Source organism: Silicimonas lutimaris (assembly GCF_047314965.1).
Taxonomy (GTDB): Bacteria; Pseudomonadota; Alphaproteobacteria; order Rhodobacterales; family Rhodobacteraceae; genus JAVJUV01.
Map to the genome: position 1 here is coordinate 43,441 of NZ_JBLBVK010000030.1, position 23,954 is coordinate 67,394.

Here is a 23,954-nt window from a genome sequence, read left to right on the forward strand (position 1 = left end):
GTCAAGAAGTGTATTCGCCGCGGAAATGATGCGAGTTATCGTCGAAGGGGGGATGAATTATGTGCGGTCTGGCAGGGATATTGTGTGGCACTGATCGAGAGTTGGACCCGTCGGTTCTTTTTAAGATGGGAGAGGCTCTCATCCACCGGGGACCCGACAATACCGGCGTCCATACCGAGGGTCGTTTCGGCGTCGTCCATACGAGGCTGAGTATCATCGACCTGTCGGATGCGGGAAACCAGCCCTTTCGCAACTCTCGCTTCACGCTTGTATACAATGGGGAGATCTACAACTATCTCGAATTACGTGACGACCTCGAAAAACGTGGGATTGCGTTCGATGGAGCCTCGGACACCGAGGTTCTGTTCCATGCATTGATTGAGTTCGGTGTTGATGGCGCGCTTCGGCGCCTACGCGGCATGTTCGCTTTCGCTTTCTTCGACGGCCGAGAACAGATCCTTTTCCTTTGCCGAGACCGGTTGGGGATCAAGCCTCTTCATTTCCTTGAAAAGAACGGAGATATGTACTTCGCGTCCGAAGTGAAGGCTATTGCTCAAGCCACATCGGTCGACATCGATCCGATAAAGCTCTTGTTCTCGGCAGCCTATATGTTCGACGGCAGCAGCCAGCAGACAGTATTTCGTGGCATCAGAAGCGTTTTGCCGGGGACTTATCTGACCGTTAGGCCGGGGCAGGCGCCAAAGAGCCACACCTATTACCATTTGAGCGAAGACATCAGCGCCGAGGAATACCGACAGCACGAGCGCGCTTCGCGAGAGGAAATCGATGCGCGCTTCGTCGGGCTTCTCGACACCAGCATCCAGCGTATGCTCATGAGCGATGCGCCAATGGGAGTGTTTGCTAGCGGGGGTATCGATTCCAGCCTGATCGCCGCGATGGCGTTGGAGAAGAATCCCGAACTCCGGCTCTTCAGCGCAAATGTCGTCGGGAAATACTCTGAAATCGAGGACGCACGTTTGCTAAGCCGTGAAATCGGGTCTCCACTTGCCGAGGCCAAATTTGGCGAGGACCGTCTAAATTTCAGCTGGGCGCGGTCGACCTATTACTACGAATTGCCCATTGTAACGCATTTCAATGCGCTTCCCCTTGGGGATGTGGCCGAAGTGGCGCGTAGGGAAAATGTCAAGGCGGTTTTGACGGGCGAAGGTGCCGACGAATTGTTCCTAGGATATCCCGTGCATGTAGCGCGGCGATATCAGAAGCTGAAGCTGCCCGTCGAATTGATGATCCGACTCTACGGCATTGTCCCAATGGTCAGGAGATACCTGTTTCCGAAGGAAGAAGGGAACATGTTCGTCAACTTCGGCAAACTCGTTTCCAATTTCGAAGAGGAGATTGACGAGGCAAGATTCGAGGCGGCCTTTGCATTTCTTCCCAAAGCCAAGCGCTCGGATCAGCTTGCGACGGCCAAGCTTCTTCGGTGCCACCTTCCGTCACTTCTACATCGGAATGATCGCATGGGCATGATGGCATCGATCGAGTCGCGGTTTCCATTTCTCGATGAGGATATCATCCGCTTTGCCCTGAACCTTCCGGCAAGATTCAAAATCCGCACCGTGCCTCGTATTCACAATCGTCGGCATCCGTTTCTTGTTGACAAGGCAATCGTAAGGCAGGCTTGCGTGGGTCGCGTACCGGATGCAATCGCAAAAAAGGTCAAAATGGGCTTTCCGACCTTTGGGCACCAGTCGATGGTCGTTAAACCTGGCTTTTTCGATGGGGGTTTTATCGAAGATGTCTTTGAACTGTCGGGAGCTGGTAAAGCCGAGCTTCTATCAGCAGAGAACCGCTTTTTCGCTGCGGTCTTCGCGTCTCTCGAGGTTTTTGGCCGACTATACGGATTGGGCGAGTCTCAGGAAGCCGTAACCGAGAAACTGAACAGATACATCGAAATCGATCAGAGCCTCAGTTCAAAAGCCGCTGCAATGTGAAGCGTGACCTCGGCTGTCGAACATACGCGTTCGCGAAGTTTATTGCCGAATTCTCGAATTTTCTGTATGTTTTTGGATGTGGGGGTGGTCGTGGTGCGTGACGGCATTGGTGAGATACGGATCTCATATCTCGATGGCTTGCGTGGCATCGCGATAGCGATGGTTTTGTTTTATCACGGGTTTTTTCGTTGGCGTGATATCGAGCCGTGGGAAGTGCCGAGTTGGATCGAAGCGATCGCTTCCCATGGAGCAGTCGGTGTTCATCTTTTTTTCATGATATCAGGCTTCGTCATTTTTTTGACGCTGGAACGAACGCGTGATGTTTGGACGTTCTTCGCGCGGCGCTGGTTGCGCTTGTTTCCCGCGATGCTCATCGCTTCAGTCGTTTCAATGCTGCTGTCGTACGTCTTGATCAACAGACCAGAAGGAGCCCTCGCTCCGCTGGATCTTCTTCCGGGGTTGATTTTTGTTGCACCCTGGAAGATCGCATCCCTAACCGGGTTGCATGTGCAAAGCATCGATGGGGCGTATTGGTCAATATATGTCGAGGTCATTTTCTATTTCGTTGTAGCGTTTTCGTTTTATCTGTTTCACGATCGCGAGGCGCGGTTTTTACAGGGCGTTTTCATAACCTGGTATTTTGTCTATCTCCTCGACCTGCTTGGCTACAGAATTGAGCCATTAGTCTGGGCGTTCGACATAATCGAGGCGCAATTTTTCGGTTGGTTCCTTGTCGGAATCCTGACCTTCAAATACGTGTCCGTGCAGCGTCCCGTGTATTTGTGGACAGCCTTACTTTATGCCTTCGGCGCATCGGTAGCTTACGCACTAAGTATCGGATCATCGCTGGGATTTCTTATCGCGTTGGGCATCGTGCTGATTTTTCTCTTGCCCCTGTGGTTCGAGTCCGTTCGAAGCCTGTATTCACAACGCCTTCTTGTCTTCCTCGGATTCGTGTCCTATCCGCTTTACCTGATGCACCAAAACCTGGTCACAGGAGCGGCAATCTCGCTTTACGAAAGAGGTCTTTTTGCGCTGTCCTGGGCTTTGCCAATCCTCCCGATTTTGGCGGCAATAGCCTTGGCATATATCATTGCAAAGATTGAACCCGTGCTAAAGAATGTTTTTCGCGACAGTTTCGCCTCTCTTTTCTCCAGATACAAAAAGATCGGCTATGGGCGGCCTGAAGAATGAAGTGCGCAGAGTGGAAAACGGCAGCTGGCGCCGAGTGTGGAGTATAGAAGGGGCAGTACGTGTCGTCTGAGCGAGTTGGGCCGATGGATCGCGGTGTGGACATGTTGCGGCATGTCGCTCAGACGCATCTGCCGAGCGGAGTTTATCGCTATCAACAGTTGAAGCGCCGAACCGCGGTCTTTCTAGATGCCGGGATCGTCTTCATCCATGTTCCAAAGAATGCGGGAACAAGCATCAGCCTTGCGGTTTACGGGCGCTTTGTGGGGCATGTGAGATCCAGCGATGTGGATCGTTGGGGAAATGCGCAGTTGAAGGCTTTGCCACGCTTCTCGGTGGTACGAAACCCTTGGGACCGCTGCTATTCGGCATATCGTTTTGCCATTGCCGACAGATCTGGCGACGCGGGGCGCGGACTGGAAAAAATCAGCCGGCCGGAGCGCTATAACAGGCCGGAATTTGCGACCTTTTCGCGGTTTCTGCACGAATGGCTTGTGATGCGTGATTTGTCGGCTGTGGATCAGGTCTTTCGACCGCAAGTTGTCTTCCTGAAGAATAGGAATGGCCAGATGAATCTGGAGTTCACGGGGCGAGTGGAACAGATGGATGCGGTGGCTGCCTATCTGACTGAAAAGCTGGGCCGTCCCATTGTCATTGGACGAAAAAATGCAACGGCACGCCCGGGCCATGATTATCGTGCCCATTACTCGCCTGAAGACAGGGATCTGGTTGGCCGGATTTATTCCGAAGATGTAGAGGCGTTCAATTATGACTTCTGATTTGGGACTGGTCTTCGGGACTACGGCAAAATGCCCATGATTTGGGCGCTTGGGAGCCTTGTCCTTGTCTGCATTTTCCTGCAGGCCTACCACTTCGTTCTTTACCCGATAGGAATTGCACTCGCGGCACGCATGGCGCCCGTTCGCCGCGCCGCGGGGGCAGAAGGCGGTTCCGTGTCCTTGATCATATCAGCACTTAATGAACGGGGCATCATTGTGAAAAAATTGGAAAACTCGGTTTCGCTGGAACCGCCCCCGCTTGAGATCATCGTTGTTGCCGACGGGTCGGACGATGGCACCGAGACTGTCGCAGAGGCGTTCGAATCCGTACAGATCCCGGTAAAGGTTCTCTTCGACCCAGTGCGGCGCGGAAAGGCGAGCGCCATGCAACGGGGCGTTGAAGCCTCGAGCGGTGAGCTTCTGTTGTTTTCGGACGCGAACGCGATCTACGGCAAGAATGCGATTGAAGCGATCCGGCTCGGGTTCGATCGTGAAAGCGTAGTGGTGGTTAGTGGCGTGAAGCACGTATTGGCGCGAGGTGCGACCGACAAGGACGGCGTGGCGGTGTCGGACGGGGTTTATTGGCGTATTGAAAAGCGGTTACGTGTCGATGAAACGCGGTTGGGCTGCACGGTGGCGGTTGTGGGCGAGATCCTCGCCCTGCGCCGCGAGGCATGGCGACCGATACCGAAAGCCGTCGTTAACGATGATGCCTGGATCGCAATGTCCGCGATTTGCCATGGCGGGGATGTGATTTGCGCCCCCGATGCCGAAAGTTGGGAAGAGGCCAGCCCAAGCGGCCCCGAGGAATTCAAGCGGCGGCGTCGGATCAACGCCGGGCGTCTGAAGCTTGTTATGGATCGGGAAGTGTGGCCTTTGCAGCGGCTCTGGCCGCTCTTTGCCTTCGTGTCGCACAAAGTGCTCCGACTGTTTCTGCCTTTTCTCTTCATGATTGGTCTGGTCGCGGCAAGTGCAGTGGCGCTGGCCACGGGATCGATATTCTTCGGGACCTTGGTCGTCCTCCACCTTATTGCCCTTTCTGTCGGACTAATCGGAATGACCGGGGTCGCACCGTTCGGAACGTGGATCGGTGCACGGGTTGCGGCCCATATCCTGCGCGCTTACCTAGCGGCGGCGCTGGCGTTTTTCGATGTTCTGAAGGGGCGTGATTTTGTGCTTTGGGAAAAGATTGCCCGGTGATGCGTTCTGGTGAGAAGCGGCAAGACCCCCTGAGGATTGCAATCATTGAGCCCGAGGCCGCCGGAGGGTTAGCTCATTTCTCGTTTCAGCTTGCAGGCGGTTTGACGGAGTGCGGGGCGAAGGTCGATCTTTTGGCCGCCAAGGGACATGAACTGGCCGACGAACCTCGCGATTTCGAAATGCACGAAGTCCTGAGGCTCTGGAATAAGTTCGAGACGGTGCCCAAAGGCGGTGCAGCAAGGCGACTCCGCTCCATTGTTCGGCCCATACGCAGGCTTCGCCGTGGAATCCGCTATTACTTCGAGTGGCTTATACTGACGCGGCGCATTATCGCTCTCAAACCAGACGTCGTGTTCTTTCCGACTGTACGCTTTCCGTCGGTGTATTGGTTTGCCCGAATGATGAAGCGGCGCGGTATTCGTCTAACCCAGGTTTGCCACGAGTTTCAAAACCGCGAGAAGACAGGTGCATCTCTCCTGAGCAGGTGGATGCGTCAGAGGATCTACGAGACATTCGACCCCATCTTTTTCCTCGCTGAAAGCGCGAAATCCGAGTTCGAAGAAAGGTTCGGGTGTCGGGAAGCGACGCGGCTTATTCCGCATGGTCCCCAGATGTTGTTCAAAGCGACGGATGCCGACGCCAGAGATGTCGAAAGGTATTTCGGCTTGGAGCGCGGTGCGCGGCTTGTCTTATTCTTCGGGGTTCTGCGTCCGAGCAAGGGCGTCAGCGATCTTGTCGACGCGTGGCCATTGGTAGATGCGGAACCTAAGCCGGTCCTTCTTGTCGCGGGTCATCCTGCAAAAACCTTTGACCTTTCGGGCCTCGAACGACAAATCGAAGAGAGAGCTGACGGTAGCCGGATCGTGTTGAGGCACGAATATATCCCGAACTCGCTTGTAGGTCCTCTTTTGTCGCGGGCCGAAGTAGTTGTATTTCCCTATCGAACCGCTGCCGCAAGCGGCGCTCTTTCAGCAGCGCAGTCTCTTGGTCGTCCGGTCGTGGTGACGTCGGTGGGTGGTCTCGCGGAATGCGTTGGAGACGGAGAGACCGGGCTTGTGGTGCCGGCGGGTTCTGCCGAGGAACTGGCGCGCGCCATAACACGATTGCTGGATGATCCGGAAAGCGCAGAGCGCATGGGGCGGCAGGGCCAATTAATCGCCGTGAAGGAGCGAAGCTGGAAGATGGTCGCTCGCCGCGTCTTGGACGCGTTAGAGGCATAATGTCAGCGAAGTTTCCAGAATGCATGCAGGACGCGCGAGGCAAACCCCGCAAGGGGCAGCCGACTGCCGACGACGAAGCGTCCCACCTGAACCGGGTCTTCAGTCGAAAACCGGTTGGGCGCCGAGGTGGTCAGGGCAATGTCGATCCCGCGATCCGCCAGAAGAGTCAGACTGCGATCATCAAAGTCCTCCTGCCGTCCGTTTGGAAAAGCAAAGCTTGCTGTGGGACGGCCTGTTATGCGTTCGATATCTTTGATCGAGCCGTCGATCTCTTCCAGCAGCGCGTCGTCATCAAGTGCGGAAACGATAGGGTGCCGTCTTGTATGGGCGGCAAAACTGACGTGACCCGCGTCGGATGCCTCGCGAATCTGGTCTGCGCCGAGCATTCGGAAGATGGAGTCCGACGGGAAGTCCGGATCTACTTCGACGTCGAGGCTTGCTTCGATTTCGTCGAGCGCAGTCCACGGTTCCCCGGCCATGTTCTCCTTGATAAACGCCGACAGCGTCTTCTTTGTCTCCACCCGCGCCGCCGGACTCGAGAGGTCGAATTCTTCTCCGTGGAAGGACAAAGACGACTTTTCGGTATTACTCAGTGCAAATGTCAGGCGAGATGCCCAAGTCGACTTTGCGGTGTCCGTGAAAGCCGTGTTCACGTAGATCGTCGCGGGCATGCCTGCCTTGGTGAGGACCGGCAGGGCTACGTCGATATTGTTCTTGAAACCGTCGTCGAATGTTACAACGACAGAGCGAGGCGGCAAGGTGCCGTCCCGAGTGCGGCGCACCGCCTCCTCGACACTCAGAACCCGGGCACCTATCAGCGAGAGAAATCTGATTTGTGCCCTGAAGTTCGACCGTGGAAGGAAGCAAAAATCGTCCAGCGGTGGGCGACCGTCGATGACGGCGTGATAGCAGAGGACGAGCGGATATGAGTATTGCGACCGTTTTTCGCTTCTTGCTTCCTGCATTGGATGCTCTTCAATCCTTCGTGACAGTGGTAATGCCAGCCTTCTTGAAAGCGAATGTCAATGAGATGGTTGGATCGGACCAGTGTCATTCGAAGGAGTTCATTATGCCGTCACTGAGATCCCCGGAGCATTCCTGGTGACCAAAGAGCACCCCCAAGAGCCGGGGCCATCGATCGGACGCATCGCATTTCGGGGCGCGGCCCTGAACGTCGTGGTCTACCTTCTTGTGCGCGTAGTCAATTTGGGCGTGACCATTCTATTGGCGCGCGTCCTCGATCCTGCTGCGCTTGGCCTGCTTGCGGCGCTTCTGCTGATATATGAACTTACGGATCTAGTTCGGGGATTCGGCTTTTCGTTCGCTTTGATTTATCAAAAGGAACAGCCTGAAGAGATTTTCGACGACGCCTTTGCCACCTTACTTCAGATTGGTGGGGTGCAGGTTTTCGTATTGTTGTTCCTTTCCCTTTTTGCCGACCGTTTGACTTCATCGCCGGACGCGGGTCTGCTCTTGATCGCCCTTGCGCCGATATTCTTGGCGCAAACGGCGGGAATGGTCCATGAGGCTCGGCTGGTTCGCGAATTCCGATTTGCCACCTTGGCCTTGGGAGAGCTCATATCGGTTGGAGTCAAAGCAACCGTTGTGTTGACGATGATCGCAATGGGTTTCGGTATCGTGTCGATGCTTTTGGCCCTTGTCTCCGCTCAGGTTGCACGCACTCTGGTCTACTGGATGGCATGCAAATGGCGGCCATCTTTGCGCGTCCCGGCTCGGTCGAACGTCTTGTTCTTGTTCCGCTACGGTCGTCACATCGTCGCCACCGGCGTATTGCACTTCCTTCGCCGCCGCGCAGACCAACTCATTATTCTGGTCACGCTAAGTGATACGGCTTTGGGACTGTATTTTGTCGCTTCGCGCATCCCGGATTTGCTGATCTCGGGCATTAGCGGGGCGGTGAGCAAAGTGATCTTCCCAATGCTGTCGAAGGTTTCGGACGATCCGGCGCTACTTGAGGAGCGCTATCTAGAGGCCGTGCGGGCGACGGTTTCTCTCCTTGTTCCGATTTCGCTTGGGCTGTTTTCGATTGCAGGCGCCGTAATCATCGTTCTCTTCGGAGAGAAGTGGGCGGAGGCCGAACCGGTTCTTGCGCTCCTTGCGCTGACAGGCGTGTTCACGGCAATCGGCTGGAACGTTGGCGACTTGATGAAGGCTTCCGGACGCCCCGATATCCTGTGGAAAATAATGACTGTCGAAGCTACCCTTACCATACCCTTGATAGTATTTATTGCGCTGCAGTTCCGTTCGATTGAGGCGATTGCGGCGGCGATGCTGGCGGGCGAAATCATCGCAACTCTTGTGCGTCTTGTGGTTACTCACCGTGTATTGGGCGTGTCGGCATTTTCCGTCCTTCGGGTCACGGTGCCGTCTCTCCTGGCCGGTGCGGTAATGACCTTGGCGGTCATCGGGTCCCGAACCTTGGTTGTTTGGCCCGGTGCGCCCTTGCTGACTTTGATTTTTGAGATTCTATTGGGCGTCATTGTTTATTCAGTGGTTTTCTGGTCGCTGGATCGCCAAACTGCCCGGCGTTGGTTCCGGATTGCACGTGGACTGAAGTGAATCGACGACGATGCGACCGACTCTCCCATCACTGGCTGAACTTGGCGCAGATGGCGTTAAGGAGAGCTCGCACTCAGGCAATGCTGTTCTTGAAATCGAAATGGCTGAGGGCAAAGATAGGCGCATCTTTAAGAATAGCATGCTGATGGCCTCGAAATGATCGACCGGACCTTGCGGAACCATGCTATTGTCGTACTGGCGTTTTTGTTTGCTTTCGCTCTGGTGACCACGAAAGTACTTCTGTCCGAAAACGGCTATGTCTCGCCAGATGGTACAAACTATCTGGGAGTTGCGGCGAATATTTCCGCGGGTGAAGGTCCTTTCGTAAGCAACGACGGACGCGGCGCGGCGGTTTCGACTTATTTCGCCGTCTGGCCGATTGGCTATCCGCTTTTCGTCGCGGGCGTGGCCAAGATCACGGGTTCAAGCGTGTTCATAGCGTCAAAGATCCTGAACCTGATCCTCTTGGCAGGCTCGATGGCGATTGTCATGCGGACCTTTAGCCAAAATGGCCCCATTCTGGCGTTGATCCTACTTTTTGGAGGATCTCTTGAGATCTTTTCTCTTTCGGCAAGCGAGGGGCTTTTCATTTTCCTCTTAATGCTTTTCTCGATGCTCCTTGGCCGACTTATTGACGATGACGAAAGTGCTGGGCCAGGCGTCTTTATCGCTCTCCTTCTGGCCGGGATTGCGATTTTTCTGACCCGCTATATCGGTCTGTTTGTCGTTGCTCCTGCTGCCGTCGTCTCAGTGGTGCTATACGCGCGTGGTCGTTTTCTAAGCGCTCTGTTCCTGTTGGCCGTCGCGGGAACTATTGGGCTTTTTGCGGCGGGTTACCTTTATATTAACCAATCGATGACCGGGTTTGCGACAGGGATGGAGCGGATACCAGCGCCGGAGTCCCCTGCAGGCTTTCTGAAGATGCTGGGAATCGGAATTGTGCGTGAGTTGGTTTTTCCAATCGCTTCCTGGGAGCCATGGGAAACTGGTCAAAACATCATTTTCGCGGTGTATCTGCTGATCTGCGGTGTTCTTGCCGTTTTTCTTTTCAAGGCGGGCAATGACACCGTACGACCGGCCCTCTCAAGCCGCCAACAGAGCTTCTTGCTTGTTGGCCTGGCCTATTTCGGCGCAATCGTGCTGGCACGATGGCTCAGTCAATTTGACAATTTGAACTATCGTCTTCTTGGGCCGGGAACAGTCTTGATTACTGTCGCGACATTTGACTATTTGCTGGCTGCGTTTCCGCGACGACGCACTGCCATCAGTGCTTTCATGGTTGTCACTGTTGGGCTGGCTTTTCTCGATCAGGCCCGGTTGATCCAAGAAGCCCGGCGCGGCCCTACTTTTTATCAGGCAACCGAAGAGCGGGAAGCCCGCTACAGGGACGTACCAGATTCGACGATCGTTATCTTCGGAGACATGCATCAGCGTTATCTGAGACCGGATTTGCACCTGGCTTTCCCGATGACCCGACCATATTCGGCGATCACGGAGGATTGGTCCTCATTCATCGCGGATCTTGATTCGTCTCGCGATCTGTTTATCGACGGCCAAGCTAAGGCATCACCGCGCTTGCATGAGAGCGCCCAGCGCGTCATCCTGAATATGCAGAGCGAGCATGTTCACCGCTTTTCCCAATGAAAGGCGCGGAGCAAGACGACTAGTCGATTTCTACAGGCACAAAATGCCTGCCGACTTTGATTAGTCCTTTCGGCACTAGCTCATTTGGTCGGTATTTCAGGCAAGACCTGTCGTTCCGCGCAGCGGTTAATTCGCAGGTTATCTTCCCGGCATTCAGCTTGGACACGGAATTTACCGCGGTAAGATATCCATTCTTGATAATTGCCATCGTCCAAGAGGCCGCCTCCGCCAGAATACCAGCCGGACACGGTTTTCAACTGTTCCTGCACCCAGCCACTTTCGAGGTGGATATTCACTTCGTACGTCAGATCGCCTTGGGAAAGTACGCCTTCTCCGTCGCCGACAAGCAATATTGCACCTTCTTCATTCAAGCTGCTTGTGCCGGTAACTTGTATGGCTCCATCTGGTGCGTCAAAGCCCGCGCGGTCGGTCTGAAAGTTATAGACGACGCCGGTAAAACTTTCACTCGCTCGGTCGACCGCAAAGGAGAAGTCCGCAGTGTGTTCGCCGTTGTCACCGAATTCGCCGGCGAGTTTTGCCTGATAAGTCGCGGCTTCGTATTCTCCGCACGCAGCCATCGAAGCCAGCAACAACAAAGGGAAAAAAAACCTAGTCATGCGTAACATCGACAGTATCCCCCCAAACATACTTCACAAAAGCTTATATTGCCGGAAAAGCCGTGACAAGTTGCGTCCAGGCTTGGCCGCCGATCTTCAATTGGGTCTTCCAGATCCCGCTTGGACGTGAGATCCTCGTCGCGGGCGAAAATCGAGGCCTCTGAATATCTTCAGTATTCGTCACTCGGTACAATGGTGTAGATGCGGTCTCTGGTTATCAGCCCGTCAAGCAGATCGCGAAGCCGCGCTTCACCCAGGCTGCTTGCATGCAATCCAACGCGGCGCCATTCATCCTCTGCCGAAACGTTGGATTCGAACTGGAAGCCCGCTGCACCTGAGGTGTCAGTTATGAACCAGCCGTAGTCGCGAAGTGCCACAGCAATAATGCGAGCCGCCCGCCGCGATTTCGCTGGCATCGGGCCCAATGAATTAAGCCAGTTCTCAATGTCTTGATCGGTAATGTTCAATGCGAATCGCATACCAATGGGAACGCCGACGCGCCCCGTTGCCCTCTCCAGCTTTGTAGCCGGTGCGACGAACGTAACTCCGCTGGGGGACCGGATCGGCATGGACAGCGCGTGTGGTATCCGCCCCTGATCGATATGTTCAGGGCGCACCAGCATTGCGAGATAGGGGATCCCTGCGCCCCGCGAGGGTGGATGGCCGCTTGTGCGAACGCGGTAGTCGCCCGGTACAAGGCTGGCATTGGTCGCTTCGACGGTTTCCCGATCGAACGAGACTTGGAAGTAATTCCATTCACGTCCCGTTCGCTCATCGATCACGATGATCTGCGCATCGGTTCCCGGAGCGGGCTCCCAACTTGGATTCCAAGGCACGCGCTTACCGTCGAGATCCGAGTTCCATCTGGTGCGCACAGAATATGTCCCGGTGGCTTCTGCGGCAGAGTATACGGGGTACGTGTACTCATCGAAACGCAAATTGAAATTGCCGGGTCGGTCTGTGCTGTAGTTCCACAACAGGTCGACATAGTAATTGCTCTGCGGGTGGCGGGGCAAATTCGCCGTCTGGCGCTCCCAAGCAACGAGGGGCTTGCGTAGTGCCATCGTAGTCACGGGCGCTTTGTCTGCTTCGCTACCTGGTTCGACTGCAACGGTTTCCCGTAGGCCCGAAACAGGAATAGTACAGGCGACTGCCAGACTACTTAGCAAAAGCAGAACGACAAGAGTCTTAGAACGCATGAAGTAACGATGCCCACCGATCATGTTCCTTCTGTACCATGTGTCTACGTGCCGAAATAGTAACAATTATGTAAGGGCTAGTCCTTATCGTTGGGTCCCTGCCTGGGGCATGTCGGCAGCGGCGTCCTCGCTCCAACGACCTTGATACGCGAAACGGCGCTGCCCAAAGGCTGCGCCGTTTCGTTCGGTCCGACAAGAAAGGGCCTTATATGACCCAAGCCTCGCTTGCCTCATCCGAAAGCTCATCAGGTTCTATCGGTACTCCGTCATCCAATTCGACGTGCGGAAGAACCATTTCGCTGTCGGTCTCGACAAGGGCGCTAGCTTTTGACGTGAAAACCGGATCGTGAGGTTCCCACTCGCCGCCCAGCAGCTTTTTGAAAAAGCCGATGATCTTGTCTATGAGGTTTTCATGCCCTTTTGACCGAGGCATGGGCTTGTCTTCCACGGGTTCGCTCGGTTGTTCCTCCGGCTCATCGGTTGTGTCTGCTGAAGGTGCCTGGGGCGTCACAGGTTCCGGGTCGGCCATTTCGTTCGCGCCGTCCACGGTGTCTGTCGGCGTTGCCTCGTCCGGTTGCGTTGGTGCAGGCGTTTCGCCGAGTGGCTCTTCGACGGTCTCCTCGGCAACCTCAACGAGAACATCCAAGTCATCGACCGGCACCAAGGGGTCAGTGACAGGGTTTTCGATGTCGTATTCGTCGCTTGGGACATACGCGACGATCCGATCTAGCGTCATCAGACCGTCGAGCGCGTCGCGTGGATACACCTTTCCGCCATGGTCTTCATCGATCATCCCCAGAGCTTCCCACTCTTCCTGCGCGGAAACCGTGGATTCAAGCTGGATGTGTGTTCCGCCGGACGTATCTGTAATGAACCAGCCGTAATCCTTCATCGCGACCATGATCACACGCAGGCTTTCGATGGTCTGGTCCGACAGACTATCGGGCAGGCTGGCCAAATGCTCGTCGATTTCTTCATATGTGACATCGAGAGAAAAGCGCGTGCCCTCAGGTATGCCATCTGGATGATCGGGGTATTCAATCTTTGTTGCTGGCGCGAGATACTCAAGGCCGCTGGTATTCGGTACCGGCATAGACAAAGCATGCTCTATCACACCCTGGATGATTTCCTCGGGACGAACGAGCATTGCCAAGTACTGGATGCCGGCGCCGCGTGATGGCGCAAACCCGATTTCGCGGTCAAAATAGCTGTCCGACCCACCCATCCCTTCAACAAGGTTCCCATTCGACACACTGACTGTGGTGCCGTCAAACGAAACCTGCCAGAGATTCCATTCCCGTCCCGTTTCGGGGTCGAGTATGATGATTTGGCCGTCCGAACCCGGAGCAGGCAGCCAAGACGGGTCGTACGGCATCTCGGTGCCGTCTAGGTTGCCCCATCCGGTTGTGCTTTCGACCGGATAGTAAGGCGTGTCTTCACTCACCTCGTACACGGGATAAGTGTACGAGGTGTTGTTGATGTTAAAATTCCTGTCGTCCCGATCGGTGGCTGTTGCGTTCCAAAGCAATTGCGCCAATTCGTCGGATTCTTCGTTCAGTTCAAGTCCGTCAACAGGAATATTCCAAGGGGCGTTATCGCCATACGGACGTATATATTCTTCGCTCGATTCTGCTGGCAGAGCCATTCGTCAATCCTCGCAGTTATGCCGGACGTAGTGTTTGGAACTCGCGAAATCATTGAAGGCTACATCCCGACTACAAATTGCATGAATATGGCATTTTATGGGCGCAACTACCCGGCCCCCCGGTTCTCCAGTGCTGTTGGCGGAAACGTGCCTGTACAGAGGGTAGCGTTGTGCGAAAAGTCGCGAACCCGCTACGGATTGCGTATTCCAGGCGGTAGCCGCCCCCCCTAAATCCAAGAAGTTGGGCGCTTTCCCCACACCGAGAGTTTTCAGAGGTCGGGGTCAGTCTCGTGCATGCCCTGATCCAAGGTGGCATCTCCGGCACGTGTCCTGCAGGGCGTTCTTCGACGCAATCGGCCACAACATGTTGCGCACTGTCGCGGCGTTTTCGGTCACCGCATTGGATACACGGCAGGTCGAGTATGGTGAGCCGAAAGATTGGGCTGATAAAATGGTTTGAAGTTCAAATTAAGAAATTCATCTGGAGAAAATTGCATTTCATATATTTCTTTATAAAAGTAATAAAAATTTTCCGGTAAATCAGATATTGAAGTTAAAATTCAATTATACCTAATTCAAAAAAGTTTTCCGGGGGCGGCCTGTGGATAAATTTGGGGAAGGTTTTGACATGAGGGGCATTATCTTGATGCTTCCGCCGAAGAATTATGCTTCTTCTGTATCGAAGTAAGTTGACATGTCTTTGAAGGCCTTGCTACCTATGTTTGGGGTGAATTTTGATCAGCCAGAATCTTCTAAAGTCTGGTCGGCTTTTGTCTGGTCGGCAGTGGGCGTTCTGTTTTGCTTGCAGGGGTAGGGGATGTTTCCATTTGACGGTGTTGGCCGTCGAGAACGCAGTAATGTAAGGGCTCGGTTTGACCTTTTGCCGACGGAACTGCGGACTCTTGGCATTAGCAAGACCCTGGAAAATCTTCCTGTAATCAACGAGAAGCAGCAGGACGGGATAGTCTTCTATCCGGTTGCCAAGCGATTGTTTGATGTCACCTTCGTTCTACTGTGCGCGCCATTCCTGCTCCCGCTCTTTGCGATGGTTGCGGCGCTGATCAAACTTGATAGTCCGGGGCCTGTCTTTTTCAGGCATGAACGCCTGGGCAAGAACGGCAAGCCGTTCAAAATGCTCAAGTTTCGGACAATGGTTATCGACGCGGAGGAACGCAAGAAAAGTTTGATGGAATTGAACGAGTATTCCGGGGGTGATTTCAAGATTGCAAAGGATCCCCGAGTTACTCGTATCGGAAGGCACCTTCGGGCGCTAAGTCTCGACGAACTTCCGCAGCTCATTCACGTAATCACTGGCAAGATGTCTTTGGTTGGTCCACGTGCGACCTCAATTCCCTTGGAGTATTATCAGCCTGAAGAACTCGAGCGCCTCACGGTGTTGCCTGGAATTGCGGGGCCGGCACAATTACTTGCCCGCGGTCAGGAATTTTCTTCGCGTTGTAAATACGATATATGGTACGTCCGGAACCGCAGCTTCATGATGGACTTACGACTTCTGCTGCTTGTGGTGCTGGTCTTCCTTACTGTTCCGAACGGTCAATAAGGAGTGACGGCAAATTACACCCTCCACAGAACCAGCCGAGACTGGAGGCAACTTGGTGCGTGTGCGGGCTGACGAGTAAAGGTCATTTACGAACCGATTGACCCGAACGGTTTGTCAGAGAGCCGGCTTTCTTCCCTGCGATTTCTGACTGCGGTTCCTGATTCGTGCTCCTTGATGGAGTAATGCAATCGGTGAGCGGTCTGCGAGGAAATTTTTCAGGAGCGACGTCTCTCGGCAGTGCCGGACCGAAGCGGTGACAGACTGGAAATTGCCGCGCGCGTCATTGCGATGACAAAGGCCAGCATCATCCCCATTAGCGTCGCCACAACCGCTCGTGACTCGCGCGTCGTGCTCACTGGGTCTGTCGACACCGCAGGTACATCAACCACCTTAATGAGCGGTCCGGTTCTCTGATACAGCAACCGAGAGAACTCGTCCTCGGCGATCATTTGGGATATCCGGCGAAGGTTTGTCGTAGCGAGTTCGACGTCCATCTGGAGGCGCGCAAGTTGGCTTTCGCGGCGTGCCGTTCGGATATCGGGAGTGTTGTTGGCGGGGTTGGTGGCCGGCACCTGCGCAGTAGCATCCGGCGACTGGTCAATTCCTGTCTGCTGTCCGCGCACTTCTTCAAGGCTGGGCAGGGGAGCCGTCCGCAGTTGGTCATAGGATTCTCTGGCCTGCGCCAACGTGGTTTCTGCGGCGTCTTTGGCGGCCTGCAGACCCTCCATCGAGCGATTGTCGAACAACCTTTCGCGTTCATCCAAATAAGTATCAATGAGCAATTTCAGAAAACCGGTGGCGAAGTATTCCTGTTCATGACGAAAGGCGACCCGGACGAGGCTGGTGCCCTCGACGCGCCGGATGCTGAGATTGGTCATGCGCGCACGATGCCCAGGAAACTCGTCTTCCGCTTTCTTTACTGCGGCTGAATAGACGCGTCGGCTGCCCATAATCTCGAGATCTGTCTGGATCGCCTGGTCCACCAGGATGCGGACGGGCTGTCCCTGCCAATCCGAAAGCGCGATATCACGTGGGAAATACTCGGTGTTAAAACGATACACGAGGGATGCGTTGGCTTCGAAGACTGCTTCCTCGGACTCGGTACCGAAGTAGCCGAGCAGAGCGCCGATTGCTCCGAAGATGATGAATAGAAACTTGGCACGCGAGATTTCACGCAGAAGACCTGTCATTTGATTACTCACACACGTTTCGTGTTTCACCAGTTATTCGGTTGTTTTGGGTATTCGAAGATTGGGGCATCGCGCACGCAAGTGCAAACAGTATCCAGAAATAACGCGGATAGGCCTCGTGGAGAAAAAGCGAAGTTGCCAAATACCCAACGAAGCTAAGGGGAAGCATGGCCGCAAACCAGCCAAGGCTAATGTTCCCGTCGCGATCCAGAGCGGCTTTGCCAAAGATGGCAGACGAAACGGCGAAGGTGACAAGCAACATGAAGACCATGGCGCCGAAAATGCCTCGCTCCGCAAGGATTTCCACGTAAAGGCTGTGCGCCTGCCGGTCCGCACCCCGCGCCATCAGGCCGTTCAGCCGAGCTGTATCCTGATAGAGTGACTCGAACTGGTTGTAGCCGACGCCAAACCACGGGTTCTCGACGAAGTGGATCAGACCGACGGCCATTTCGGACACTCGGCCCGAGATCGATTTGTCCTGAAAATAGCTCGCGCCGTGGAACAGACGAACCGTATCTTGAGCGAGAATCTCATATCGTTCAACATAGCCGGCTGGCAAATATTCGTATGCGGCGATACCGACCGCGACGAACAAGACCGGCAGCAGCATCAGCAGCGTCACCTGTTTGCGGGCCGCAAAGGCGATGACGACAGCCAATCCGATAAGCGCACCGCGAGATGCGGTCAGGTAAAGCGAAATCAAGACACTGACGATGACGGCGATCGCTATGATGCGCAGTAGTGGCGATCGGAAGAGAATGTAAAAGGGGACCAAAACAGGTATCGCTGTGACCAATATCAATGCGAAGTAGTTCGATTCTCCGATCAGGCTTTGATACCGCAGGGCTCCGATTTCGCCTTCCGCTTGCGCGTCACGAGTGAAATCGAATCCGAAGCGAGCCGAGAGATCGGCGCCCGACATCCATTGTGCCACGGCGATAAAGGAAAGAGCAGCCGTTGCTGCGGCAATCCCCGCGAATGCACCCATGATTCGGTCGTGCGTGCGCAGCGTTGCGACAAGCAGGACAGGTAACAGCATCTCTTTGGCCAATTCGGCGGTGCCTGAGATTACCAGATCGGGATGCGGCGCCACGAACCAGCCGACGAGAATGGAATTGAGGTAGAGCAGACAGACGGCTAATACGGGCACGAGCATGACGGGAAGATCCCGTTCGACATAGAGATCTCGGATAATTATTACGATCAGCCCGAGCAGCGCGACTTCCGTCACAGCCGAGATATCGAATGCGATTGCAAGAAAGATCGGTGCGTTCACAAAAAGAAGAAAAATTATCCCGGCCAGGCTGAGCCGAGGAAACAAGATACAAGTGGCAGCGCCCAATACCGCAAGGCACGAGGCAAGAACGTAGAACATGCAAACCGTCCGATTTCCCGATCGCCACAGCAATCATTCTAGAGTAATTCGGTTTTGTCTTTTCGCACCAGTTTCCGTATTCGATCCGGATAGTTGTCGTTGACGCCCGGCCTCAGATTTGGGCACTAGGACCGTATACACCGTTTCGGCCGAGCCCGGAAAGGTGGGGTGACTCCTATACATCGCGTCCTGCAAGCTCGGAGTAGAGCGCCTGAAGCCTGTCGACTTGAGTTTCGATCGAAAACTCGGTGACGGCCTTTCTGCGGGCATTTCCACTCAGGGTCGTGCGCAAGCTTGTATCTTCAAGGAGGGTGCAGATCGCGTCGGCAAGAGTTTTCGGAGTGCCAGTGGGTACCAGTATGCCGGTGTCTCTGTCCACGATGTCGGGCACGCCGCCCACATTGCTGGCCACGACCGGCAAACCGGATGCCATGGCCTCGAGGATCACTGTTGGAAACGCTTCGCGAAGAGTCGGCAAAACGAAGATGTCCGACGCCGCCAGAATTTCCGGGATGTCGGTGCGAAAGCCCAGCAGGTGGACACGCTCCTGAAGGGACAACGCAACGATCTGTTCTTCCAGCGACGCCCTGTTCGGGCCGTCTCCGACAATTGCCAAGGAAGTCATGGGCGAGGCTTCGATGATTTGGGGCATTGCGGCCACAAGGTGTTCGAGGCCTTTCAGCGGCCTGAGGATAGCTACTGTCGTTAGGAGAAGACCCTCAGCTCCAACGCCGCAATCCCGCCGGAGCGATTGGGCCACCGAACCTGTGGAAAACTTGGCAATATCGATGCCGTTCGGAATCACGATGGCATTTCGCCCGATGCCGGTGGTTGCTCGCGCCGCTGCGAGTGAGCTTGGCGACAGAAATATTGTGCGATCTAGAATTCGACGTGTCCCGATATCGACGACTCTATCTCTCAGGGAAGGATGCGCATCGGCCTCGAACCGATCCATGACGTGAATCGTCGTCACTGCGGGAATGCGCAGCAAGAGTCGGGCGAAACTGGAGATTATTGTCCCGAATTGCAGATGTGCGTGGATGACATCCGGCCGCAATGCGCGGATTTTCCCCATGATCGATAGGATTTGATCGATCCGTCTGATCTTGTCGAGCGGCGCGAAATGCAGGGGAATGCCCTGTTCCTCGAGGATGTCGCGGATTGTCGAATCTGAAACCTGCTGGAAGAACATCAGCTCAACCGTAACGCCTCGGCGCCGAAGCTCGGGAAGCGTCACCGTCATTAGCTTCTCTGCGCCTCCACGACCCAGCCGGTCGATGATATAGAGCACGCGGAGAGGAGAACCCGGTTTCTGCCGGTTTTCGTCTTGCAAAGATCGACTCGTCAAAAAATGCCACCTTCGTTTGCGGCTTCGGGTGTAACCTTCATCTTTTTCTATCCCGCAAGCGGACGGAACGATAGGAAAAGAAGAGAGCTGGAGTCAGATGTCCGTCGTGTCGGTTCAGGGGAAGGTGGAACTATTTTGAACGGGATGGGGCACGAGACGGAACCGCGGCCACTAATCGTCGCCCTCGCGCGCCACTATGGAGGCGTCGACGTCCGCGTCCGGGATACCGCGCGTTTTCTTACCAAGGAGGGTTGGACCTATGGCGTCGCGACCTTGCGAGATTCCCCGCTGCACAAAGCGCTTCAAGCCGAGAAACTCAGCGTCTACCCGTTGGACCACGCCCGCGGTGATCCGCGCATTTCCATGGAATTGATCCGGGTCGGTCGGAGCATCGGGGCAAACATATTGGACGCTCATAATATGCAGTCGCAGTATTGGGGCGCTCTCGCGGCCGTTCGCGGTGGGATTCGAGGACGATTAGCGAGCGTTCACTCGATCTACCGTGATATTCACAAGACCCAGCCGCGCAGGGCGATCCATGAAGGCGCATTGCAAATCTGCAGAACTGCCGGTTTTCATTTCTTGGCTGTGTCGCCCCTTGTTGCCAGTTACTTGGAGGAATTCAAGATACCTCCGGCGCATCTGCACACGATCCTGAACGGAATGCCGGATCTCGAAGCCGCGCCTGTAAGGCTGGATATCCGGGGCCAGCACGGCTGGCCGCGCGAAAGTTTCTTGGTGGCTGCCATCGGTCGGCTTGAAAAAGAAAAGGGGCTCCAGTCTCTCGTGAAAGCAATCGGTTTGGTCCGCGATCGGGGCCGATGCGATGTCCGGCTTCTCGTCATCGGGAGGGGAAGACAAGAAGCGGAGCTGATTGACATGGTGTCCGCCGGACAATTGGGCAACCACATCCAGTTTCTGGGGTTTCGCTCGGACACCGAAGCCCTCCTTGCTTCGGTCGATGCGGTATGCATGCCGTCGCTGACCGAAGGGATGCCCTACACTGCCATGGAGGCCTGCCGCCAGGGCGTGCCATCCATTTGTTCGCGCGTCGGCGGATTGGCCAGAATGCTGGAAGATCGCAGAACCACGTTGTTCGTCCCTCCATCGGATCCGGCCCGGCTCGCTGACGCACTGACGGAGTTGTGCGGGGATGAAGCGCTCCGTCACACGCTTTCGCTCGAGGGACGCGCTCTGTTTGAGAGCGATTTCCGCGTCGAACGCATGACCCGCGAGACTGCCAAGCTCTATATGAATCTTGTTAGCTGAAGGGGCGAGGCCAGACACCGCCGCAGCTCACGTCAGGGATGTTCATCCCTGTCTTCTTTGAAGATTTGTTTTTTCCCGCGCGTCCAGGCATCTATCAGGAAGGGCATTGGGTCTGTGAGATCGAAATACGGATGTGTCCTGTGTCGTTTCAGATAGGGCTCGAGAAAACGCCTGACATTCTTTTCTTTGTCCAGAAACAGAAAGCCTGCGATGTCGGCTCCGACCTCGGTGTAGTTCATATCCGTGTTGTAGCTGTCGATCTTCACCTGAACATCGCGGGCCAGGTCCTGGAAGGTGATGTAAGGGAAATCGACGCCTGCGGCGATGGGCAACTGGCTCATTTGCAAGGGACGGATGTTGACCTCGATCAGCTTGAGGATCCCATCTCGCGGATCGCGCTTGAATTCCACGCTTGCGTATCCGCGGTAGTCGATGCCCCGTACAAGCCGGGTTCCAAGTTCGATCAACTCGCTTGACGGCGGCATGCTGACGCCGGCCCTGATGACACCATAGAGCGGGGGCATCTGGCGCAATTTGATGCAACAAAACGCGGCTGAAACCTCTCCATTGCGATCGAAATAGAGTTGGACAGTCTCGAGATTGCGATAGTCCCCGCCAGGGATGACCTCGCAAATCACGACGTCTTCATCCTCGGCTACGGCACGGGCGAAATTGGTGCGCAGGTCTTCTTCGGTCTCACAAATGAACAGCTTGGTTCCGAATTTTGCCGAGAACGAGTGCGAGTGCACGGGCTTGACCATCACTGGCATTTCAAGCTTTGGAAGAATCTCTTCGAATTCTGCTTCACTGCGAGGCTGTACAAATTTTGGATGGGGAATCCCCATTTTGTCCGCCAAGCGATAGGTCGCATCCTTTTCGAGAAAGACCTGCGCCTGATTCCAATCGGCAACGGCCGGGATAAAATTCCGGCTGAGACGCTCCTTGTTTTTTGAGAGAGCCTCTGCAAAGGCATCGGACGTAGGAAAGACCACCGCACCTGACCAATCCGGGGCAAGAGCCTCAAGGTAAGCAAGGAAAGCCTGCTCATCTGAGGGCGACGGACATGTTCTCCAGTCGCGAATATGTCTGGATCGCAGACCGCTCTGATGTGGAAGGTGGGTCAGCACCAAGACCTTGATGGATTGGCGTTGGAGTGATTTTGTTACGGCGAGGCCACCATGTGCGCCTCCGAGAACGATGGCTTTCTCAGACATTCAAAACCCCTTCAAACACTCTGTAGCAGACATAGAACGCATCTGGTTAACCAAAGCGTGTCGCTTAAACCAAACAATAGCAAGATCTTGAATCGTGCGGGAGCTTGGAGCCATTGCGGAACCCTGTCCGGCGAGCACATGTGTAAAGTGTCATGGTTGCCAGATATCGAATTACCATCACCAACGGGGTGCCTTGGAGCGCACTTCCAAGTCCAGCGAATTCAATAATGAAGACAGGACCTGGTTTTCCGTACTAGCCGCTATGCTTCTTGGCTTGGGTCCTGTCTCGGAGCCCTTGTGCGTGGCGATTGAATGGGACCAGCATACAGAATTAGCCCTGACACCGGATCGGGCCCTTTTAAGACGAACCGCTACAGAGTTGGTGGGGTTCGAACGGCTGTTTGCGGGGAGTGCCCCGGCTAACGCCCCATGCGGCGCTCCAAAGTGTCGCGGGTGACTTCGGCCCCCCGAGTTGATCCAGGGATCGACGTCTGCTTCCGCGATCTCGAAAAGTTTTTGAAAGACTCAATTGCGCGCATGGAGGTGCTGTGAGCGGCCTGGGCGCTGGTGTTGAAAGCTGTGAACGATAAGTTGTCGTCCTGTGAGCGCGCGCTCCTGTCTCCAAACCGGACCATGAAAACCGAGCATCGGCAGGACCGTCCCGGAGCATGCCATACGCTTGCCATACGTTTTGCCGACACCTTTGGGAACCAGAACCTTCAGCGTCAATCCACCGCGGACGACCTATACTTTGTTGGCGGACCCAAGATGTCCTTCCCCCCTAGAACTGGGCCATTACTTTGGCCGCGAGAGGGGGATTGGGCATGGCGAGGAAGCGACATTCAGACGAAGACATCTTGAAGCTGCTGCGTGAGATTGAGCTGAAGCTGACGGCTGGTGGTGATGTGGCATCGGCGTGTCGGAGCGTCGGGATCAGCGATGCTACGTATTACAACTGGCGGAGGCGGTTTGGCGGGATGGGCCGGTCGCAGTTGTCGGAGATGAAGAGCCTGGAGAAAGAGAACGCGCGGCTGAAGAAGATCGTCGCCGAGCTCGAACTGGACAAGCTCATCCTCAAGGAAAGCCTTAACCACCTAAAGCCCAGGGCCTGACCACAGAGGAGCTCCGTCAGGCCGTTATTCATACACGCCAGAAGCTCGCAACGTCTGAGCGACGGACGTGCCGGGTGATAGGACTGGCGCGGAGCTCCCTGCAATACCAACCGACACAAAGAGATGACGATGCGCTGCGTTTGGCAATCATCCGGCTTGCAAAGCAGTACGGCCGATATGGCTATCGCAAGGTTACTGAGCTGCTTCACGTCGAGGGCTGGCGGGTCAATCACAAGAAGGTCGAGCGGCTCTGGCGGGAAGAGGGGTTACAGCTTCCGCAGCGCCACAAGAAACGCAAGCGGCTCTACCACAAGGACAGCTCGATCATCCGACTGAGGCCAACCCATCCGAACCACGTCTGGGCCATCGACTTCGTCCACGACAAGCTCAGCAATGGGCGCAGTTACAAGATGCTGACGGTTCTCGATGAGTTCACGCGGCAGGCCTTGGCTGTTGTGGTCCGCACCAAGATGGGTGCCGACGATGTTCTCGAAGCTCTCTATCCGCTCCTGCTGCGCCACGGTTCCCCGGAGTATATCCGATCCGATAACGGCCCCGAGTTCGCAGCAGAGGCGATGCAGGGATGGCTTCGACGCGTTGGCATCAAGCCGATCCGCATTTACCCGGGATCGCCCTGGGAGAACGGATACAACGAACGGTTCAATGGGACATTACGGCGAGAGGTTCTCAATGCGGAGTGGTTCACGACGACAAAGCAAGCTCAGATCGTCATCAATCACTGGCTCAGGCAGTACAATCACACCCGGCCGCATCAGGCACTCAACATGCGCCCGCCCGTTCCTGAAACCCTATTAGAGAAACCCCTGATCAGTGGCCCATACACAGGGGGCTAGACAA

General features: G+C 55.1%; 17 protein-coding genes and 1 pseudogene. 10 read left to right on the top strand and 8 right to left on the bottom strand.

Annotated features, from left to right (window positions below; all coding sequences use genetic code 11):
- Nucleotides 1–59 precede the first annotated feature (59 nt).
- The 5 genes from asnB (at nucleotide 60) to ACKLNI_RS02450 (ending at nucleotide 6,342) form a co-directional block, all read left to right on the top strand.
- Nucleotides 60–1,952: an asparagine synthase (glutamine-hydrolyzing) gene (asnB, locus tag ACKLNI_RS02430; RefSeq protein WP_413717403.1), complete on the top strand. Its 1,893-nt coding sequence runs from the start codon at nucleotides 60–62 to the stop codon at nucleotides 1,950–1,952.
- 66 nt (nucleotides 1,953–2,018) lie between these two features.
- A complete protein-coding gene (locus ACKLNI_RS02435; protein ID WP_413717404.1) occupies nucleotides 2,019–3,146 on the top strand; it encodes an acyltransferase family protein in 1,128 nt (375 codons plus the stop codon).
- An 83-nt stretch (nucleotides 3,147–3,229) separates the two neighbouring features.
- The gene (locus ACKLNI_RS02440) at nucleotides 3,230–3,922 is read left to right on the top strand and encodes a sulfotransferase family 2 domain-containing protein (RefSeq protein WP_413717405.1); all 693 of its coding nucleotides are present in this window, start codon (nucleotides 3,230–3,232) and stop codon (nucleotides 3,920–3,922) included.
- A gap of 30 nt (nucleotides 3,923–3,952) precedes the next feature.
- Nucleotides 3,953–5,122: a glycosyltransferase gene (locus ACKLNI_RS02445; RefSeq protein ID WP_413717406.1), complete on the top strand. Its 1,170-nt coding sequence runs from the start codon at nucleotides 3,953–3,955 to the stop codon at nucleotides 5,120–5,122.
- Nucleotides 5,122–6,342, top strand: coding sequence for a glycosyltransferase family 4 protein (locus tag ACKLNI_RS02450; RefSeq protein WP_413717407.1), 1,221 nt, complete (start codon nucleotides 5,122–5,124; stop codon nucleotides 6,340–6,342). Before ACKLNI_RS02445 ends, ACKLNI_RS02450 begins: the two co-directional genes overlap by 1 nt.
- Nucleotides 6,343–6,344: 2 nt before the next feature.
- On the opposite strand, the gene ACKLNI_RS02455 is transcribed toward ACKLNI_RS02450, so the two are convergent.
- Complete coding sequence (locus tag ACKLNI_RS02455; RefSeq protein WP_413717408.1) at nucleotides 6,345–7,307, bottom strand: polysaccharide deacetylase family protein; 963 nt, start codon at nucleotides 7,305–7,307, stop codon at nucleotides 6,345–6,347.
- A 136-nt stretch (nucleotides 7,308–7,443) separates the two neighbouring features.
- Here ACKLNI_RS02455 and ACKLNI_RS02460 point away from each other — a divergent pair, with 136 nt between their 5' ends.
- Together ACKLNI_RS02460 and ACKLNI_RS02465 are read left to right on the top strand one after the other, a co-directional pair.
- A complete protein-coding gene (locus ACKLNI_RS02460; protein ID WP_413717409.1) occupies nucleotides 7,444–8,922 on the top strand; it encodes an oligosaccharide flippase family protein in 1,479 nt (492 codons plus the stop codon).
- Between the two features lie 156 nt (nucleotides 8,923–9,078).
- Nucleotides 9,079–10,566 (top strand): hypothetical protein, encoded by a 1,488-nt coding sequence (locus ACKLNI_RS02465; protein WP_413717410.1) that lies wholly within the window; start codon nucleotides 9,079–9,081, stop codon nucleotides 10,564–10,566.
- 80 nt (nucleotides 10,567–10,646) lie between these two features.
- Here the strand turns inward: ACKLNI_RS02465 and ACKLNI_RS02470 are convergent, their stop codons facing one another.
- The 3 genes from ACKLNI_RS02470 to ACKLNI_RS02480 all read right to left on the bottom strand — a co-directional run bounded on the left by ACKLNI_RS02470 (nucleotide 10,647) and on the right by ACKLNI_RS02480 (nucleotide 14,027).
- Complete coding sequence (locus tag ACKLNI_RS02470) at nucleotides 10,647–11,192, bottom strand: hypothetical protein (protein WP_413717411.1); 546 nt, start codon at nucleotides 11,190–11,192, stop codon at nucleotides 10,647–10,649.
- A gap of 161 nt (nucleotides 11,193–11,353) precedes the next feature.
- The gene (locus ACKLNI_RS02475) at nucleotides 11,354–12,247 is read right to left on the bottom strand and encodes a hypothetical protein (RefSeq protein WP_413717412.1); all 894 of its coding nucleotides are present in this window, start codon (nucleotides 12,245–12,247) and stop codon (nucleotides 11,354–11,356) included.
- 340 nt (nucleotides 12,248–12,587) lie between these two features.
- A complete protein-coding gene (locus tag ACKLNI_RS02480; RefSeq protein WP_413717413.1) occupies nucleotides 12,588–14,027 on the bottom strand; it encodes a hypothetical protein in 1,440 nt (479 codons plus the stop codon).
- A gap of 817 nt (nucleotides 14,028–14,844) precedes the next feature.
- On the opposite strand from ACKLNI_RS02480, the gene ACKLNI_RS02485 reads away from it, so the two are divergent.
- Nucleotides 14,845–15,588 carry a sugar transferase gene (locus ACKLNI_RS02485; RefSeq protein ID WP_413717414.1) on the top strand — a complete coding sequence of 248 codons (744 nt, stop codon included), beginning with the start codon at nucleotides 14,845–14,847 and terminating at the stop codon, nucleotides 15,586–15,588.
- A 215-nt stretch (nucleotides 15,589–15,803) separates the two neighbouring features.
- On the opposite strand, the gene ACKLNI_RS02490 is transcribed toward ACKLNI_RS02485, so the two are convergent.
- The 3 genes from ACKLNI_RS02490 to ACKLNI_RS02500 form a co-directional block, all read right to left on the bottom strand.
- Nucleotides 15,804–16,778 (bottom strand): GumC domain-containing protein, encoded by a 975-nt coding sequence (locus ACKLNI_RS02490; protein ID WP_413717416.1) that lies wholly within the window; start codon nucleotides 16,776–16,778, stop codon nucleotides 15,804–15,806.
- A gap of 4 nt (nucleotides 16,779–16,782) precedes the next feature.
- Nucleotides 16,783–18,153 carry an O-antigen ligase family protein gene (locus ACKLNI_RS02495; RefSeq protein WP_413717417.1) on the bottom strand — a complete coding sequence of 457 codons (1,371 nt, stop codon included), beginning with the start codon at nucleotides 18,151–18,153 and terminating at the stop codon, nucleotides 16,783–16,785.
- A 175-nt stretch (nucleotides 18,154–18,328) separates the two neighbouring features.
- Nucleotides 18,329–19,444, bottom strand: coding sequence for a glycosyltransferase (locus ACKLNI_RS02500; protein ID WP_413717418.1), 1,116 nt, complete (start codon nucleotides 19,442–19,444; stop codon nucleotides 18,329–18,331).
- A gap of 201 nt (nucleotides 19,445–19,645) precedes the next feature.
- Here ACKLNI_RS02500 and ACKLNI_RS02505 point away from each other — a divergent pair, with 201 nt between their 5' ends.
- On the top strand, nucleotides 19,646–20,770 hold the full coding sequence (locus ACKLNI_RS02505) for a glycosyltransferase family 4 protein (RefSeq protein ID WP_413717419.1): 1,125 nt from the start codon (nucleotides 19,646–19,648) through the stop codon (nucleotides 20,768–20,770).
- Between the two features lie 32 nt (nucleotides 20,771–20,802).
- Here the strand turns inward: ACKLNI_RS02505 and ACKLNI_RS02510 are convergent, their stop codons facing one another.
- Entirely contained in the window at nucleotides 20,803–21,984 is a 1,182-nt protein-coding gene (locus ACKLNI_RS02510; protein ID WP_413717420.1) for a carboxylate--amine ligase, read from the bottom strand.
- Nucleotides 21,985–22,808: 824 nt separating this feature from the next.
- Here ACKLNI_RS02510 and ACKLNI_RS02515 point away from each other — a divergent pair.
- Nucleotides 22,809–23,950: pseudogene (locus tag ACKLNI_RS02515) on the top strand (IS3 family transposase).
- Nucleotides 23,951–23,954 lie beyond the last annotated feature (4 nt).